The sequence below is a fragment of the Bradyrhizobium sp. CER78 genome (assembly GCF_029846235.1).
Taxonomy (GTDB): domain Bacteria; phylum Pseudomonadota; class Alphaproteobacteria; order Rhizobiales; family Xanthobacteraceae; genus Bradyrhizobium.
In genome coordinates this window covers 373,836-391,080 of record NZ_JARVWP010000005.1, presented here as the reverse complement: position 1 = coordinate 391,080, position 17,245 = coordinate 373,836, and the positions used below count along the sequence as shown (strand labels likewise).

Below are 17,245 nucleotides of genomic sequence, written 5' to 3'. Positions count from 1 at the left end.
TAAACCCGACGCCGCTACTTCAGCGCCGCCGTCGCCTCGTCGAGCCACAGCTTGGTAGCGTTGTCGTCGAGATGCGGACGCACCACGCGCGCAACGCGGGCGTGGTAATCATTGAGCCAGCTCAGCTCGTCAGCGCTCAGCATGCTCACCTCGATCAGGCGCCGATCGATCGGCGCCAGGGTCAGCGTCTCGAATGCGTTGACCGGCTTCTCGGCGCCGGCGATGTCGGTGCCGATCACGATCTCGAGGTTCTCGATCCTTATGCCGTAGGCGTCGGTCTTGTAGTAGCCGGGCTCGTTGGACAGGATCATGCCGCGCTTCAGCGGCGTGGTGCCGAGCTTCGAGATCCGCGCCGGCCCTTCATGGACACTGAGATAGCTGCCGACGCCGTGACCGGTGCCGTGCTCGAAATCGATCCCGGCCTGCCAGAGATATTGCCGCGCGAAGCTGTCGAGCTGCGCGCCGGTGGTGCCGTCCGGGAAGATCGCGCGAGCAATCGCGATATGGCCGCGCAGCACGCGGGTGAAGCGGTCGCGCATCTCGTCGGTCGGCTTGCCGATCGCGATGGTGCGGGTGACGTCGGTGGTGCCGTCTTCATACTGCGCGCCGGAATCGATCAGCAGCAGATCGCCGGGGGTGATGCGGCGGTTGCTCTTGCGCGTCACGCGATAATGCACGATGGCGCCGTTCGGCCCGGTGCCGGCGATGGTCGGGAACGAGACGTCCTTCAGCGCGCCGGTCTGGCGGCGGAACGTCTCCAGCGCCTCGACGGTGTCGATCTCGGTGAGGTGGCCGGAGGGCGCCTCGCGGTCGATCCAGGCGAGGAAGCGCGTCAACGCCACCGCGTCGCGCTGATGCGCGGTGCGCGTGCCCTCGATCTCGGTGAGGTTCTTGACCGCCTTCAGCAGGCTGACCGGATCGTTGCCGCGCACCGGCTTGCCGCCGGCGCCCGCGATCAGGCGGCTGAGGGCATCTGCCGCGGTCGCGCTGTCAAGCGCAATCGAGGCGCCGCGCTTGGCGAGCTCGGTGAGCTTGCCGGTCAGCGCCGCCGGCTCCTCGACATCGGCGGATTGCTCGAGATGGTCGCGCGCGGAGTTGGACAGCTTGCGGTGATCGATGAACACCAGCGGCCGGCCGTGCTTCGGCACCAGCGCGTAGGACAGCGGCAGCGGCGTATGCGAGACGTCGGCGCCGCGGATGTTGAAGGTCCAGGCCACCGCGTGGCTGTCCGAGAGCACCAGCGCATCGACGCCGAGCTTGTTGATCTCGAGCCGGATCCGCTTCAGCTTCTCGGCCTCGATCTCGCCGGAAAACTGCGCGCCGTGGATCGAAACCCGGCCGAGCGGTGGTGCCGGCCGCTCGTGCCAGATCGCATCGACCGGGTTGCCGTCAACGGCGACCAGCTCGGCACCGGCCTTGGCGCAGGCCGCCGCCAGCCGTTCGGCTGCCGCAGAAGTGTGCAGCCAGGGGTCAAATCCTAGGCGGTCGCCGGCTGCCAGGTGCCGGGTCAGCCAGTGCTCCGGCGGCGGCTCGACCAGCGGCTCGACCTGCCAGGCCTTAGCGTCGACCTGCTTGCCGGCCTGCAGCGTGTAGCGCCCGTCGACGAACAGGGCGGCCTCCCGGCCCAGCACGATCGCGAGCCCGGCCGATCCGGTGAAGCCGGTCAGCCAGGCGAGCCGCTCTTCGGACGCCGCAACATATTCGTTCTGCTGCTGATCGGCGCGCGGAACCACAAACCCGGTCAGCTTGCGCCGCGCCAGTTCCTCGCGCAGCGCGCTTAAGCGCGCGGTCAGCGCGACGCCGCCTTCGGGCTCTTCGAACGTCTGAAAATGGGCTTCGAACATCGCCTTCGCACTCTCGTCGGATGCGGCATGATCTTCGCGCAAGCGCAAGCAGCATGACCACATTTTTGGCATCACTTATGCTTGAACCATGGCATAGTGGAAGTGACCCGGCGATGTCCACCGTCGTCGGTCAAAGCGTGCCGGGAGTGTCTCAACTCAACGGTGAGGAGATGCACGATGCCTGCATTCACGTTTGAGAAGATCTCGCCGCCGGCGCCCCCCGGCCCGATCGCGCCGGTCGAGCAGAAGCCGCGCGGTGTCATCGTCCAAATGCTCGATCGCTTTGTCGAGGCGCGTGCCAGGCGTGCAGCCGCTCAGGACAAGGTCGAGACAGCCGGCCGCGATTCCGTCGCGCCCGACTAACCAGTCCGCAGATCGCACTTACCGTTCGAGGTCGGAGGCCTTCGTCACGGTCGCGTTGACGACCCTTGTGCCGACGAGCTCGCGCACGATCCGCTCATCGGGGCCGACGATACCGAGGTCGAATTCGCGCTCCGGCGTCAGCAGCGTCATGCGCTGGCCGACGATGACGACGACGGTCATGTCGAGCGTCTCGCCGGATATCGCCCATTCCCTGAGCTCGCCCCGAAATGGCTCCCGGCGCCAGGCGTCGGGGAAGCCCGGATCGCAGCGGACCTCGAGACCGTCTTCGGAGGTGGTGAGCACAAGCTTCGATCGCGAGGGCTTCCAGTGCTCCTCCAGTAGCTCGTTGACCAGCCAGACGCAGCTGAACGTGCGGCATTCCGCCGGCCGGTCCGGATAGATCCGGCAGCCGCGCCCGGGCGCGCAATGCGGACACCATGCGCTGGCCGGCTTCGCCAGTTCCTCGATCGCCATCACCTTGCAGCAGAGCGTGCAGTCGCCGCACTGTCTGCCGGTCGCGGTCATGTCACCTGACCGAGCGCAGCAGCAGGCTGCTCCAGCCCTCGATCTTCAGATGCCGCAGCGGCACCAGCCCGCGGGCGCGATAGGCGGCAATCACGGCCGGCGCCTGGTGGGTCAGCAGGCCCGAGAGAATGACCTGCGCTGATGACGCGAGGTGCCGTGTCATCGGTCCCGCCAGCTGGCGCAGCGGATTGGCGAGGATGTTGGCGAGCACCAGATCGAACGGCCCGTCCGCGGCAAAGCGCGGCGCGGCAAAGCCCGTGGCGCGTATCACGTCCACCAGATGTCCTGCGCCGTTCAGCCAGGCGTTTTCCTCGGCGACCCGCACTGAGGGCGGGTCGATGTCGCTTGCCAGCACCTTGCCATGCAGCGCCTTGGCGGCGGCAATCCCGAGCACGCCGGTCCCGGTGCCGAGATCGAGCACCCGCCGGGGCTGATACGCCTTCAGGACGTGGTCGAGCAGCAAGAGGCAGCCGCGCGTGGTGCCGTGATGGCCGGTGCCGAAGGCGAGCGCCGCCTCGATCTCGATCCCGAGCTTGTTTGCGGGGATCCTGTGTCGGTCATGCTGGCCGTGGACGACAAAGCGGCCCGCTGCGACCGGGACCAGGTCCTCCAGGCTCGCTTTGACCCAATCCTTGGCCTCGATGGTGTCAAATACCAAAGTCGATGCGACATCCTGCCCCACCACCTGGCCGACCAGCTCGCGCAGCAAGGCCTGATCGGGCGGCTCGGCAAAATGGACGGTGACGTCCCAGCGGCCGTCCGGCCGCTCAAAGGCCGCAAAAGCCGCCTGGTCCTCGAAGAACAGCTCGGAAAGCGCGTCGACCACGCGTTTTGCGGTCGTTTCGTCGGGCAGGGTGAGGCTGGCGCGGTGTGTGGACGGGGTCATCGGAGGCCGTTAGCGCGATTTTTGTTAAAAGTTCAACCCGGATTCAATCGAATTTCGTGCGAACTGATAGGTTCCTGATTCAGACAACCTTAGATACCGCCGTACTAGTACGGAGGCGGAACTGGGGAATTCCCTTCGTTCCAAGGCATCACAACCAAGGGCAGGGCTGCAATGAAGGCTTTTTTCGTTAGGTTTTTGCGGGATGAATCCGGCGCAACCGCTATCGAATACGGACTGATCGCGACCGGCATCGCCATCGCCATCATCGCCGCGGTGAACGGCGTCGGCACGAACCTGAGCGGCACGTTCAGCACGATCGCCGGCTCCCTCAGGTAAATTCGCCGACTGCGTTCTCAAGCAAGCACCGGGCAACGACGCCCGGTGTTTTCTTTTTGACTGGTTGTCCACAGAGCTCTGCGCAGCTTGTCAACCAGCGATCAACCGCGTTGTCCCCGGGGTTGTCGGCCTCTGCTCCACAGGCAGTCCACCGGGATGTTCACCGGCTTTTCCCACGACGGGACACCAGGTCTGACCACGGTCGACCCACAGCTTCTCAACAGGCCTGTCCACACCTGCCGCTGATGCGCGCTCCGCGTCAGGCGAACAGCGCGCGATGGTCGGCCAGGACGGCCCGCGCGGCGTTGTGGCCGGGCGCACCGGTGACGCCGCCGCCGGGATGGGCGCCGGAACCGCAATGGTAGAGACCGCGGAGCGGTCCGCGATAATCGGCATGGCCGAGCATCGGGCGTGCCGAGAACAACTGGTTCAGCGTCAGCGCGCCGTGAAAGATGTCGCCTCCAAGCAGGCCGAATTCCCGCTCGAGGTCGAGCGGCGACAGGATCTGGCGGCCGATCACGGAGCCCGCAAAGCCGGGCGCATAGCCGTCGACGGTTGCGATCATCAGGTCGGCGACGTCCTCGCGATGGTCGTCCCACGATTTGCCGCCGGGCAATTGCGGCGCGACATGCTGGCAGAACAGGCTCGCGACGTGCCGGCCCGGCGGGCTCAAACTGTCGTCGAGCGTCGAGGGGATCAGCACCTCGACGATGGGCGCGCGGCTCCAGCCGAAGTCGCGCGCATCATGCCAGGCGCGATCCATGTAGCCGAGGCTGGGCGCGATGATGATGCCCGCGGTGAGATGATCGCCGGGGCCCGGCAGCGCGGTGAACGAAGGCAGGGCGCTCAGCGCCACGTTCATCCTGAAGGTGCCGGACCCGTTCTGCCATCGCGAGATGCGCGTGCGGAATTCGCCCGCCAATGCGCCGGCCGGCACCAGGCGCGTGTACAGCAGTTTCGGGTTGACGTTGGAGACGACGTATTTGGCGCGGACCGTCGCGCCATTGTCGAGGATGACCCCAGTGGCGCGATCCTTTTCGATGATCACCTCGCGGACGGGCGCATCGGTTTCGATCTCGACGCCATGGCTGCGCGCGGCGCGCGCCATCGCCTGGGTGATCGCGCCCATGCCGCCGATCGCGTGGCCCCAGACACCCTTCTTGCCGTTCACCTCGCCAAACGCATGATGCAGCATCACATAGGCCGAGCCGGCGGCGTAGGGGCTCGCATAATTGCCGACGATGGCGTCGAAGCCGAACAGCGCCTTGACGAGATCGTTCTCGAAACGCTCGTCGAGCATCTCGCCGGCCGAGCGCGTGAACAGGTCGAGCAGGTTGCGCTGCTGCTCGAGCGACAGCCGCCGCAGGATGTTGGCGGTGCCGAGCGCGTTGAAGGCCTCGCTGATTGCGCCGATGCCAAAGCCCTCGACGAGGTTCGGCGGTGCGCGCAGCACGAATTGCCGCAGCACGTCGGCGATGGCTTCGAGTTCCCCCGAGAACGCGCCGATGGTGGCCGCGTCCTGCTGGCTGAGCTTTGCGACCGACTGCTGGGTGCGGCCTTCGCCGGTCAAGAGGTAGCTGCCGTCGGGCGCGGGAAGGAAGTTCTGCGCGCGGCGCTCGACGACCTTGAGGCCGTGGTCGGCAAGTTTCAGGTCCGCGATGATCTGCGGGTTGAGCAGGCTCACCGTGTAGGCGGCGACCGAATTGCGGAAGCCCGGACAAAACTCCTCGGTGACGGCGGCGCCGCCGACCACCTTGCGGCGCTCGACGATCCTGACCTTCAATCCGGCCATCGCAAGATAGGCCGCGCAAGTGAGGCCGTTGTGCCCCGCACCGATGATGACGGCATCAACTTCATGATTGGACATGGCGCTTCTATAGGCCGAATGTCCGCATCTCACCACTGCCGGCTGCGGCGGGTCACAAATCCGTACCGATCCGGATACGATAGTCCGGCCGCGATTGTGCGGGCCGTGAGCCGCCAGCAGGGCGAGCGCAGCGTCTCGTTCACTGAAAGCGGCCGAGCAGTGAGGTGCCGATGCCGTTTGTTTTTGATCAATCTGAAATCGAGTGGCCCGACGACGGTTCCGACCCGCAGCCGCGCGCCGACCAGTTCGTCTACCTGCCGGCGCCGGAATATGGCGGACAACACGAGCCCGTTCGTTTTTCGCTGGACGTCCCACCCGAACCGCCGGCTCCCGAGAGCGTGCCGTTTCCGCGGCCGAGCCTGTGGGACCGCCTGCGAGGCCGAAAGCCTTCGGCTACGCAACGGGCACCGGCAGTCGCAGCCTGGCATGACGCGCGCACCGCGCACGCCGCCTTTGTTCGGCAGCGTCTGCTCGCGGCGGCAGTGCCGGCACTCGGCGAGCTTGGCGTCCGACAACTCTACTGCCGCTATGACGGCGGCAATGACGAGGGATTTGCCTGGCTCGACAGCGCCACGCTTCGCGACGGTACGCGCATCGATCGCGAGGCGCTGGTCGAGCAACTCGTCGCGCACAAGCTGCTCGATCGACTGATCGCCCGCGGCGTGACGCGCCGGTACGACGCCATGAGCGAGCACAAGCAGGTCGCCTCCTTCATGCACGACTGGCTGTGCACTGAGTTTGCGGCCATGCTGCTCGGTAGCGGTTACGGCACCGGCGAACATGTCCTCTACGGCGCGTTCACGGTCGATTTCGATGCCGGCACCGTGGTTGACGACCCCGGCGCGGATCCGGTCACCCGAAACAGAGAGATCGCGAGGTAGCCTGCGATGGCGCATCCCTATCATCATGCGGTCCGTTCCGCGCGCCTGTTCGGCGGAACGCCCGAGGACTATCTCGCGATCCACGACTGGTTCGACGAGAGCAAGGCGCATCTCGCCGACGTGCGTCACCGCGCGCTGCGCCACCACAGCGAAGGTATCTTCCTGTGCGAGGCCATCTTCGGCGCCACGCTGACGAACAGCGCCGGCAAGCAGGTGCCGGTGCGGACGGTCGGCGAGCAGCACGTCAAGGACGATCTCGGCTGGATTCCCTCGGTCAAGGATTGGTTGCAGCACATCGAGCTGCAGCCATGGATGGGGCGGACGCCGTTCCGGCCACAAATGGAAACATCCGCATCGGCCGCGAGTGCGGAACACGAGGCCGGCGACATCAGGATGACGTGAACGGTTCAAGCAACCCGGTGCGCGTGTTGCCCGCTGCCTGGCGCTATGATTCAATGCAATGCTGTGCCCGGTGTTGATCTGCCGGATCGTGACCGGGAGTAATTATGACGTCTGAGCCGTCCGCATCGCGAAACCGGCTGGTGCTGGTTGTCTACACCGCGGCGATCTTCGTCAGCGCGCTGTTGCTGTTCTCGGTGCAGCCGCTGTTCACCAAGATGGTGCTGCCGCGGCTCGGCGGCTCGCCGGCGGTGTGGTCGGTGGCGATGGTGTTCTTCCAGTCGCTGCTGCTCGGCGGCTACGCCTATGCGCATCTGTTGATGAAGCTGAGCAGCCGCGTCGTTCCGGTCATGGTGCATCTGGCGTTGCTCGTCGTCGCGCTGCTGACCTTGCCGCTGACGATCAGGAGCGGCTGGGGCGAGCCGCCGACCTCGGGCTATGCGGTCTGGCTGCTCGCCCTGTTCGCGGTCTCGATCGGCCTGCCGTTCTTCGCGCTCGCCGCCAACAATCCGCTGCTGCAGGCCTGGTTCGTGCGCACCGGCCATCCCAGCGGGCCCGATCCGTACTTCCTCTATGCGTCGTCGAACATCGGCAGTTTCCTGGCGCTGCTGTCTTATCCGGTGCTGCTCGAGCCGATGTTCACATTGCGCACCCAGAACCTGATCTGGACCTGTGGCTATGGCGTGCTGATTGTGCTGATCGCAGGTTGCGGTGTGTTGCTGTTGCGTTCGCCGGCCAATGCTGGCGCGCTCAATCTGCCGGTCGATGACGCCAGCGCGGCGGCGCCGTCCGGGTCGCTGCGGGCGCGCTGGATCTTCCTCGCTGCGGTGCCGTCCGGCTTTTTGGTCGCGGTGACGGCGCATATCTCGACCGACGTCGCGGCCGCACCCTTGCTGTGGGTGCTGCCGCTGTCGCTGTATCTGTTGACCTGGGTGCTGGTGTTCCAGTCGCGGCCGCTGCTGCCGCACAAATGGATGCTGCTGGCGCAGCCGCTGGCGATCGCCGGCGTCGTGATCCTGCTGGCGTTCGGCGGCGAGCAGAACCTGCTGCTGACGCTCGGCGGCCATCAGCTCTGCTTCTTCGTCATCGCGATGGCCTGCCATGGCGAGCTCGCGCGCACCCGCCCCGCCGCGAAATACCTCACCGGCTTCTACGTCGCACTGTCGTTCGGCGGCATGGTCGGCGGCCTGTTTGCAGGCCTGATCGCGCCGTTCACCTTCTCATGGATCGCCGAATATCCGATCCTGCTGGCGCTGGCGGCGCTGTGCCGTCCGCCGGGCGGCGCGGAGCGGCTTCCGCGCTGGAGCGCCTGGTACTGGCCGTTCTTTGCGGTGCTGGCGGTAGCGCTGATCGCGCCGAGCTATTCGGCCGGCGACATCTTCAACTGGTTCGACGACCACCGGGTGTGGGTGATCGGCGCCGTCGGCGTGCTCTCGGCGCTGCTCGCGCTCGCACTGAATGCCAATCGCTGGAAGATCTTCGCCACCGTCGTCGTCGCGCTGGTGGTGCTGCGCGCCTATCCGTCCGACGATGGCCGCGTCGAAACCGTGCGCAGCTTCTTCGGCGTGCACAAGATCGTGGTGACCCCGAACGGCCAGTATCACGTGCTGATGCACGGCACCACGATCCATGGCGCCGAGAAATTCAAGAACGACGACGGCACCCCGGTCACCGGAAAGCCCGAGCCGATCAGCTACTATTACAAGGACGGCGGCATCGGGCGGGCGATCACCGCAATCCGCGCGCGCAAGGGCGCGCCGCTGAAAGTGGCTGTGATCGGGCTCGGCTCGGGGACGCTGACCTGCGCCTCAGCGCCCGGCGAGGACTGGCGATTCTTCGAGATCGACCAGTCGATGGTCGATACCGCGCGCGATCCGAAATATTTCACCTACATCCAGAGCTGCGAGCCGAACCTGAAGCCTGTGATCGGCGACGCGCGGCTGACCCTCGCCAAGGAGCCGGACGGCGCCTACGATCTCATCATCGTCGACGCCTATTCGTCGGACGCGATCCCGATCCATCTCGCAACCAAGGAGGCGATGGCGATCTACAAGGAGAAGCTGGCGCCGCACGGTGCGGTCGTGATGCACGTCTCCAACCGCCATCTCGAGCTTGCCAGCGTCGTGGTCGGCATTGCGGACGCCAACGACATGAAGAGCTGGGTCTACAGCGAGGATTCCGGCCGCGACAACGAGTACATCTTCTCGACCTCGGTCGTGGTCTCCGCCCGCGAGGACGCAGATGTCGGCAAGCTCGCGTCCTCAGACGTCTGGATCGAGACCGATGCCAACGAGAAGCAGCGGGTCTGGACCGACGATTATTCGAACGTGCTGGGGGCGGTCTACCGGCGCCTGCGCGACGGCGAGCAGTAGGGCTGGTCGATCTCTAGTCCCACCGAGACGACAATCGTCGAATCTCCGACCTGTCGCCGAAGCGCTCGGCAAACGACGTCCCGCGATCCGGTTGAGACAATCCGAACTGATGGAGCGGAGAAGCTGATATCAGCGGACCACGGTGGTTTCCGAACGCCAGCGCGTCATTCGTATCATTCGGTCCGAACGTTGCGCGGCCTGCCGCAAGCGTCTCGTTCGGATAGTGGATCGCCGTATCGAACGTGTCCGGGTTTTCCGTATGCGGTTTGTCGACATTGAACCCAATCTTCCCGGTGCCTCCACTCTTTTTGAGTGCTTCCTGCTCCTCCTTGCTCAGCGACGGAATAGTCGAATAGTGCAAGTGGTTTCCCTTCGAAAATATGCCGGTGTTGCCGACGTGACCAATAATGTCACCCGGCCAGATGCGGTCGCCCATGCGCGCCTGAGGCGGCCCGTCCATGTGTGCATAAAGTCCGTAGCCGTTCGTCGTCTTCACGATGACCGTGTTTCCGTAACCTTCGTTGAAGCCCGAATAAACGATCTCGCCGGGGGCCTGAGCTGGAATGGGTGTTCCTTGAGGCGCAGCGTAATCGACGCCCGCATGGAATCTCTCCTTGTGCAGTACGGGATGTATTCTCGGCACGTAACCGGAGCTTCGTGCGAATGGGCGAGTCGGCTTTGGAGGAACGTAGGGACGATATCGATCGGTCATTTAATCACCTTGGTTAAATCCACGAGCATTCCCTGCCTGCATTTGTAAACGCTGGCGGTGCCCTCTCTGGATACGCATCCTGGTTGGTGCTCGTTGTCCCACGTCAGGATCGACCACTTTCCGGAAGGGGACACCGCAATGTGAAACGACCAAAGGCCGGTCCTGGTTGAAAACACCTGACGTACGAGAAGTCTGGAATTGGTGTCTCTGATCTCGGCAGCGTATTTCTCCGAGATGAGGATCGAGTCGTCTTCCCGCACCGGAGGCTTGCCCAAGGGAATTACGGTGCCCACCGTTCCCCGCCCACCGATCGAGATCGACTCAATTCGCGGGCGGCGGAAGCACCTTTTTCCGGCGAGGCTACATTTGAGAACTGATCCTGGAGGCTGCTCTGTCTCCATAAAAAGCGTCAGCGCGCGTTGATCTTTTTCGAACCAACCGTCCTTGACCCATCCAGTGTTTGGTTTCGTCATAGAGACGATAGTGGCGCCGTTGCGGTCCAGAATTTCGACGGATGTTGGATAGACCACGGCTATCTCCGCGCCATTCTCGCTCCATTTGATCCACTCAGGCCGTTCCGTCTTGCCTTTTGTCTTCTTCTCTTTGACCAGAATGACCTTGAGCTGGGGCGCCTGCGGCTTTAGTTCCAGTGGACTGGAGCTTGCGACGCTCTCAAAATCTGGCGAGAACGCCACCTCACTTGGCCGTTCGTCATATGACGCAATCCATCGACTGTCGCCGCTTGCGATATCAACCAGGAAAACATGCGGTATGCTGATGTAGATCAGTTGCCGTCCGTCGCGGCTACACTGCCATGAGCGATCGGGCGAAATGGCCACTCCCGCGACCTTGGTACCGGCCTCATAGGCATTCAGTTGTCCGTTCTCGTCGAGAAGATATCGGTCATTCCGGCCACACCAGCCGTGGAAGCGCACCTTCGGTAATGCGGTGTGAGGCAGCGATTCAAATGTCGGAACGGGTGTGGGGGGCGGCGACTGACGGCTTTCCTGTGCATTCGCAGGGTCTGCTGAAGCCGGCGGCACAAACACTGTCAGGCAAGCGACGAGACATGCAGCGCGCAGCGCTTGAGGAAACGAACCGGACATCAAAAGCAACACCAACAAAAGGGAGATCGTAGAATAGAACAAATCGGGAACAACGTCAAGACTCCTCCGGAGATTGCAGATCTGATTGGTTGCTAGCTGTCCGATAATAGCAGCTTTGCGATCTGCGGCTTGACGATTGCGGCAAACACTGCGGGATCGTCGAACGCCCGCGCGGAGAGCATCGCGCCATGGACCGATGCCATCAGCATCTGGGCCTCCTCTTCCGGCCGCTTGTCCAGCCGGAGCAGGCGCTGTTCTGCGCCGACCTGCAGCACCGAGGTGAGCCATGCCGCGAGATGATGGAAATGGGCGCGGACGCGTGAGGCGACTTGTTCCGGCAACATCGGCATCTCGCCGGCAAGCATCGCACAGACGCAGAAGGGCAGTGACCCGTCTCGAATGCACGTCTGCCAGAAGTTCACGTAGGACTGCAGTTGGTCGGCCGGGCTCGCGGACCGCTCTCGAAGCGACTTCAGGCCCTGCTCAGTCTGCTGCCTGTAGCGATCAATCAGCGCCGAAACCAGCTCGGCCTTGGTCGGGAAGTGATGGTGGATGCTCGCTTTCCTGATGCCGATCGCATCGGAAATGTCGGCATAGCTGAACCCGTTATAGCCTCCCGCGACGATGAGAGACTGCGCGACATCGAGGATCCGCTCTGAAGTCGAAATCATTGAGTTCATGTGCGCGCGCCTACCTTCCGGTAGGTAAGTTGTCAAGGCGGGGTAGCGCCTCTGCTCGACACAAGAAGGTGTCCCGCCGCCTGATTGACCTGAAACGATTATCTACCTACTAGTAGGTAGATAATCACAGGAGTCACCCAATGCAAAGCCGACTTTCAGCCCAATCCAGCTGGCTGCAATCCTACTATTTCGGGCGCGCCGTCTTCTCGATCGCCTGGGTCGCCGCCGCCGTCCTGTTCAGCGCGCAAGCTGGCCCCGCCGCGTTTCTGCTCGTGATCTACCCGGCATGGGACGGCGTCGCCAATCTGGCTGACGCCCGGGTCAATGGCGGGCTGATCGCCAATCCATCCCAGACCTTGAATGCCGTAGTCAGCGCGATTACCGCGCTCGCCGTGATCGTGGCGGTCGGCCACAGCAGCTATGCCGTACTCGCCGTATTCGGAATTTGGGCGATCCTCTCGGGCGTGCTGCAATTGGTCACCGGCGCCAGGCGCTGGCGCGACTACGGCGCGCAATGGGCGATGATCCTGAGCGGCGCGCAGTCGGCGCTGGCCGGCGGCTACATGATCAGCCGATCGATCGGCACCGTCGCGCCGACAATTCTGGACGTCGCTCCCTATGCGGGATTCGGCGCGTTCTATTTCCTGCTTTCGGCGATCTGGCTCGTTGCCAGCGCTCATCGCAGCGCGCGTGCGTAAGTGCTGCCCGGCAGCACCGGAGAACGCGCGTCGGCGTCTACGCGATCGCTATTTTTTCTCCGGTGCCGCCGCCGCGGAGGCGGGTGTCGACGCGGCGAGCAGCGGCATCGTCGGCGTGCTCTCGCCGCCGTCCTCGTCGAGGAACTGCTCCACGCCCGCCTGGATCGACGACTTCGCGCTCTCGGGGCCGCGATCGCTGAGGTCGTTGTGATGGAATTCGGTTCGGACCACCTTGATGCCGAGCCTGGCGCAGGTCTCCTCGTCAGGCACGACGCCCGGATCGGCCTTGAACACCGGGTCCCTGGAACGGAACGAGAGGATCTTGATCTTGCTGTCGGTGATGAAGGGGACGCGCAGATTGTCCAGCGTCACGACCTTCTTGACCAGGTCGGGATGCTGCTTGGCGAAGAACATCGAGATGTCGCCGCCGTTGGAATGACCGATCAGCGTCAGCGCGCGATAGTTTGCATTCGGATAGAGCTTCTTGAGCTCGTCGATCGCATACATGATGTTGAAGACGCCGCGATTGTACTGCATGCGGCGTCCGACATATTCCTCGCCCACCTTGGTCACCATCGGCGAATCGGTGTCGAGATCGTGCTGAATGCTGACCACGAGGTAGCCGCGTGACGCGAACACGTTGGTGAGGAACGAGTACTCGGTATTCTTGACGGTGTTGCCGTGGCTCAGGATCGCGACCGGCAGCTCGATCATCTCGGCCATCGCCTGCATTTGCCGGTCGCGGCGAACCGCCACCTCGACCGTGACGTTGCGGTCGTCGCGCAGCACGTCATGGAACGTCAGCGTGGTGTGGCTGATGGCCCATCGGTCCGTCGTGAAATAGCCGGCCATCGCCACGATGCACAGGCAAAGGACAACGAAGCCCCGTTTCATTTTGACCTCTGATACTGCCTACGTGACCCGCGCTTCTCGCCCTGATTTCACCGGGCATTCCGCTTGGATCGGCCGTCCGGGGCCAAGGCGGGCGCTATTGCCGCCGAATATCGGGCTAATTTTACAATCAGATGACAGCGCGACGACGGGCCACGGCGCAGGACGTCGCGTGCCCTTCGAGGCGGTCACAAGCGGGTGAGGAGGCTTCGGGACCTGGCGGCGCGCGATGATGGCACCGCCGGCGGCTCAGGCGCGCGCCTCAATCCTGATAGTTGTTGCCGTAGAAGTCGCGCTGCCGCGGGTAGTACGGCCGCGGCTGGTAATAGCCTTGCGGCGCCGCGGCGTAGCCCTGGTTGCCGTAGTACTGCTGCTGGCCGTAGGCCTGCGCGTCGTAGACGCGGCGGCTTGACGGCGGCGCCGGGTAGCGCTGCGCGGTCGAGCTGCCGTCGGCCGGATAGATGTAGCCATCGTCGACGCGGGCCTGCGCCGGATATTCGCGCGGCTGCGGTGTCAGGACGACGGGATCGCCGGCGGCGGCGGTGCCGTACTGCTCGTCTTCCTGCTGCGGCGCGCGGCGGGCGACCGCGGTGCCGTTGCGCCCGCGCGGATTGCGCGCCAGCGCGACCTGGGACGAGCCGGTCAACGTCACGGTGGTGTTGAGCACGCCTTCCTTCTGGACCAGCGCGTAGAGCGTCGTTGCGTTGTCGCGCGACAGCCGCACGCAACCATGCGAGGCCGGCGAGCCCAAGCGGTTCACCGAGTCGGTGCCGTGAATCGCGTGCCCGATCTTGGTGAAGAAGATCGAATGCGGCATCGGCGCGTCGTCGAATTCCTTGGAGTAGTGATCCTCTTCCATCCGGAAGGCGCGGAAGCTGCCGTTCGGCGTTTCGCGCGATGGGATCCCGGTCGAGACCGGCCAGTGATAGCGCGCGACACCGTCGACGGCGACGGTCATCTGCTGGTTGTCCTTGTCGATGGTGATATCGACCTTGGCCTGCGCGGCGCCGGCCGTGAAAAGCATCACGGAAGTGAACGCAATGAGGAACGAACGCATTTTACCTTTGGTCTCCAGGCCTGTCGCAGTAGCGGCTCTCCGTCCCCGGCAACCAATATGCATGGAATCCGAATTTGGTTCCAGTGAGGGTCCGGTGCATCGTTAATCCCGCGCACGGCGCAAACAAGGCCGAAGGCAGGCCTGCCCGTCACGACAGGCTGACATTTTCGCGAGCAGCCGCGACCACGGCCCCAATTGGTCGCCGACGCGCAACTATTTGGCCGCATGAGCGTTTCACAATCCCGCCCAGCGGCGCGTTCGCGTCGCGCATCAAGGAATCCAGATGAACAACACCAAGGTTAAGATCGCGGCCGTCGCTCCCGCCGGCCTCTCCGCGCGGTTCCTGCTTGCGGCCGCAGCCCTCGCATTGACGCTGGTCGCAGTGCCCCATGCCGGCCATGCCCAAGGCATCGTCCGCGGGGCCCATGAGGGTGCCTATGAGGGCAACCGGGTCGCGGGTCCGGTGGGCGGCGTCGTTGGCGGTGCCGTCGGTGCCGGGGTCGGTGGCGCCATGGGCGCGGTCAAAGGCGTGTTCGGCATCCCGGATCGCGGCTATCGCCGGGGCCACCGCTGCCGCGGTTATTATCGCCACGGCCATTTCCACTGCTATTGATTGTTGGGAGCACGCAGCCCGGATGGAGCGCAGCGAAATCCGGGTTCTGCAGGCCTGGCGATAAAGGTCCCGGATTGCGCTTCGCTCCATCCGGGCTACTGAAGCCTATTCAGTTCTTCAGCCGATATCCCGTCCGGAATATCCACGCCACGATCACCATGCAGGCGACCAGAAAGGCCGCGGTCATGCCGAGGCTGAGCCCGACGCTGACGTCGGCGATCTCGTAGAAGCTCCAGCGGAAGCCGGAGATCAGATAGACCACCGGGTTGAACAGTGTGATGGTGCGCCAGCCCGACGGCAGCATGTTCACCGAATAGAAGCTGCCGCCGAGGAAGGTGAGCGGCGTCACCACCAGCATCGGGATCATCTGCAGCTTCTCGAAGCCGTCGGCCCAGATGCCGATGATGAAGCCGAACAGGCTGAAGGTGACCGCCGTCAGCACCAGGAAGGTCAGCATCCACACCGGATGGGCGATGTGCAAAGGTACAAAAAGTCCGGCGGTCGCCAGGATGATCAGGCCGAGAATGATCGACTTGGTGGCGGCGGCGCCGACATAGCCGATGACGATCTCGAAATAGGAGATCGGCGCCGACAGGATCTCGTAGATCGTGCCGGCGAATTTCGGAAAGTAGATGCCGAACGAGGCATTCGAGATGCTCTGGGTCAAGACCGACAGCATCACGAGGCCCGGCACGATGAAGGTGCCGTAGCTGACGCCCTCGACCTCGGTGATGCGAGAGCCGATCGCGGCGCCGAACACCACGAAATACAGCGAGGTCGAGACCACAGGCGAGACGATGCTCTGCAGCAGCGTGCGCCAGGTGCGCGCCATTTCGAACAGATAGATCGCCTGGATTGCGCGGTAGTTCATGGCGCCCTCACTAGCGCTCTGATTTCGAAGTTCGCATACATTCGCGGAGCCCCCGATGCGAACTTCGAAATCAAGGGAGCGCTAGAAAATTTATGATTCTGGTGCGGCATTAGAGTTTGAAGTTCCTATGAAGAGGGTGCGGCAAAACTGATAGGAACTTCAAACTTGCCGCACCAGGCTGACGAAGATGTCTTCGAGGGAGCTTTGCCTCGTATCGAGATCGGAGATGCGGATGCCTGCGTTGCGGAGATCATTGAGCAGGCTGGTGATGCCGGTACGATCGCCCTTGGTGTCGTAGTCGTAGGTCACGGTGCGGCCGTCGCCGGACAGTTCAAGATTGTAGGTAGCGAGAACCTCGGGAATGGCGTCGAGCTTGTTCTGCAGCTGCAGCGTCAATTCCTTCTTGCCGAGCTTCTGCATCAAGGTCGCCTTATCCTCGATCAGGATGATCTCGCCCTTGTTGATGACGCCGATGCGGTCGGCCATCTCCTCGGCTTCCTCGATGTAGTGCGTGGTCAGGATGATGGTGACGCCGGACGCCTGCAGCGTGCGGACCACTTCCCACATGCCCTTGCGCAACTCGACGTCGACGCCGGCAGTGGGCTCGTCGAGGAACAGGATCTGCGGCTCATGCGACAGCGCTTTCGCGATCATCACGCGGCGCTTCATGCCGCCGGACAGGGTGATGATCTTGTTGTCCTTCTTGTCCCACAGCGACAGGTCCTTCAGCACCTTCTCGATGTGGTCGGGGTTCTTCGGCTTGCCGAACAGGCCGCGGCTGAAGCTGACGGTCGCCCAGACCGACTCGAACGCGTCGGTGTGCAGTTCCTGCGGAACCAGCCCGATCATCGACCGCGCCGCGCGATAATCCCTGATGATGTCGTGCCCGCCGATCGAAATGCGGCCCTCGCTCGGATTGGCGATGCCGCAGATGATGCTGATAAGCGTGGTCTTGCCGGCGCCGTTCGGTCCGAGCAGTGCGAAAATCTCGCCTTTGACGATATCGAGATTGATGCCCTTCAGCGCCTTGAAGCCGGAGCCATAGGTCTTTGAAAGATTGGATACGGAAATGATCGGCGACATCGGGGATCGGAAGCGTGAGGGAAGGGCGCGCGCGGATTTGAGCCCGGGCGAGGGCGTGATG

Annotated in this window: 18 protein-coding genes; 7 read left to right on the top strand and 11 right to left on the bottom strand. The window is 63.8% G+C overall.

Annotation, left to right across the window (positions count from 1 at the left end):
- Positions 1–14: 14 nt before the first annotated feature.
- Positions 15–1,844, bottom strand: a complete 1,830-nt coding sequence (locus QDT69_RS13480) for an aminopeptidase P family protein (RefSeq protein ID WP_279707010.1) — start codon at positions 1,842–1,844, stop codon at positions 15–17.
- Positions 1,845–2,021: 177 nt separating this feature from the next.
- Here QDT69_RS13480 and QDT69_RS13475 point away from each other — a divergent pair, with 177 nt between their 5' ends.
- Complete coding sequence (locus QDT69_RS13475; protein ID WP_279707009.1) at positions 2,022–2,207, top strand: hypothetical protein; 186 nt, start codon at positions 2,022–2,024, stop codon at positions 2,205–2,207.
- Positions 2,208–2,225: 18 nt separating this feature from the next.
- Here the strand turns inward: QDT69_RS13475 and QDT69_RS13470 are convergent, their stop codons facing one another.
- The gene (locus QDT69_RS13470) at positions 2,226–2,732 is read right to left on the bottom strand and encodes a hypothetical protein (protein WP_279707008.1); all 507 of its coding nucleotides are present in this window, start codon (positions 2,730–2,732) and stop codon (positions 2,226–2,228) included.
- 1 nt (position 2,733) lies between these two features.
- A complete protein-coding gene (locus QDT69_RS13465; protein ID WP_279707007.1) occupies positions 2,734–3,618 on the bottom strand; it encodes a 50S ribosomal protein L11 methyltransferase in 885 nt (294 codons plus the stop codon).
- A 171-nt stretch (positions 3,619–3,789) separates the two neighbouring features.
- Between QDT69_RS13465 and QDT69_RS13460 the strand changes: the two genes are divergently transcribed.
- Complete coding sequence (locus tag QDT69_RS13460; RefSeq protein WP_279707006.1) at positions 3,790–3,954, top strand: Flp family type IVb pilin; 165 nt, start codon at positions 3,790–3,792, stop codon at positions 3,952–3,954.
- Between the two features lie 259 nt (positions 3,955–4,213).
- On the opposite strand, the gene QDT69_RS13455 is transcribed toward QDT69_RS13460, so the two are convergent.
- Positions 4,214–5,821, bottom strand: coding sequence for an NAD(P)/FAD-dependent oxidoreductase (locus QDT69_RS13455; protein ID WP_279707005.1), 1,608 nt, complete (start codon positions 5,819–5,821; stop codon positions 4,214–4,216).
- A gap of 170 nt (positions 5,822–5,991) precedes the next feature.
- Here QDT69_RS13455 and QDT69_RS13450 point away from each other — a divergent pair, with 170 nt between their 5' ends.
- From QDT69_RS13450 to QDT69_RS13440, 3 genes are all read left to right on the top strand, one after another.
- The gene (locus QDT69_RS13450) at positions 5,992–6,702 is read left to right on the top strand and encodes a hypothetical protein (RefSeq protein ID WP_279707004.1); all 711 of its coding nucleotides are present in this window, start codon (positions 5,992–5,994) and stop codon (positions 6,700–6,702) included.
- 6 nt (positions 6,703–6,708) lie between these two features.
- On the top strand, positions 6,709–7,104 hold the full coding sequence (locus QDT69_RS13445) for a hypothetical protein (protein WP_146990610.1): 396 nt from the start codon (positions 6,709–6,711) through the stop codon (positions 7,102–7,104).
- 104 nt (positions 7,105–7,208) lie between these two features.
- Positions 7,209–9,473 (top strand): fused MFS/spermidine synthase, encoded by a 2,265-nt coding sequence (locus tag QDT69_RS13440; protein WP_279707003.1) that lies wholly within the window; start codon positions 7,209–7,211, stop codon positions 9,471–9,473.
- A gap of 13 nt (positions 9,474–9,486) precedes the next feature.
- Here the strand turns inward: QDT69_RS13440 and QDT69_RS13435 are convergent, their stop codons facing one another.
- From QDT69_RS13435 to QDT69_RS13425, 3 genes are all read right to left on the bottom strand, one after another.
- Entirely contained in the window at positions 9,487–10,185 is a 699-nt protein-coding gene (locus tag QDT69_RS13435) for a M23 family metallopeptidase (protein WP_279707002.1), read from the bottom strand.
- A complete protein-coding gene (locus QDT69_RS13430; protein ID WP_279707001.1) occupies positions 10,182–11,291 on the bottom strand; it encodes a hypothetical protein in 1,110 nt (369 codons plus the stop codon). The genes QDT69_RS13435 and QDT69_RS13430 overlap by 4 nt, the downstream gene beginning before the upstream one ends.
- Positions 11,292–11,383: 92 nt before the next feature.
- The gene (locus QDT69_RS13425) at positions 11,384–11,971 is read right to left on the bottom strand and encodes a TetR/AcrR family transcriptional regulator (protein WP_279707000.1); all 588 of its coding nucleotides are present in this window, start codon (positions 11,969–11,971) and stop codon (positions 11,384–11,386) included.
- Between the two features lie 140 nt (positions 11,972–12,111).
- Between QDT69_RS13425 and QDT69_RS13420 the strand changes: the two genes are divergently transcribed.
- Positions 12,112–12,669, top strand: coding sequence for a DUF308 domain-containing protein (locus QDT69_RS13420; protein WP_279706999.1), 558 nt, complete (start codon positions 12,112–12,114; stop codon positions 12,667–12,669).
- 48 nt (positions 12,670–12,717) lie between these two features.
- Here QDT69_RS13420 and QDT69_RS13415 read toward each other — a convergent pair whose 3' ends face one another.
- On the bottom strand, positions 12,718–13,563 hold the full coding sequence (locus QDT69_RS13415; protein WP_279706998.1) for an alpha/beta hydrolase: 846 nt from the start codon (positions 13,561–13,563) through the stop codon (positions 12,718–12,720).
- Between the two features lie 259 nt (positions 13,564–13,822).
- Positions 13,823–14,617, bottom strand: coding sequence for a L,D-transpeptidase (locus QDT69_RS13410; RefSeq protein ID WP_279706997.1), 795 nt, complete (start codon positions 14,615–14,617; stop codon positions 13,823–13,825).
- Positions 14,618–14,900: 283 nt separating this feature from the next.
- Between QDT69_RS13410 and QDT69_RS13405 the strand changes: the two genes are divergently transcribed.
- On the top strand, positions 14,901–15,230 hold the full coding sequence (locus tag QDT69_RS13405; RefSeq protein ID WP_279706996.1) for a hypothetical protein: 330 nt from the start codon (positions 14,901–14,903) through the stop codon (positions 15,228–15,230).
- 109 nt (positions 15,231–15,339) lie between these two features.
- On the opposite strand, the gene QDT69_RS13400 is transcribed toward QDT69_RS13405, so the two are convergent.
- Together QDT69_RS13400 and QDT69_RS13395 are read right to left on the bottom strand one after the other, a co-directional pair.
- Entirely contained in the window at positions 15,340–16,101 is a 762-nt protein-coding gene (locus tag QDT69_RS13400) for an ABC transporter permease (protein WP_279706995.1), read from the bottom strand.
- A gap of 159 nt (positions 16,102–16,260) precedes the next feature.
- On the bottom strand, positions 16,261–17,184 hold the full coding sequence (locus QDT69_RS13395; protein WP_279706994.1) for an ABC transporter ATP-binding protein: 924 nt from the start codon (positions 17,182–17,184) through the stop codon (positions 16,261–16,263).
- Between the last annotated feature and the right edge of the window lie 61 nt (positions 17,185–17,245).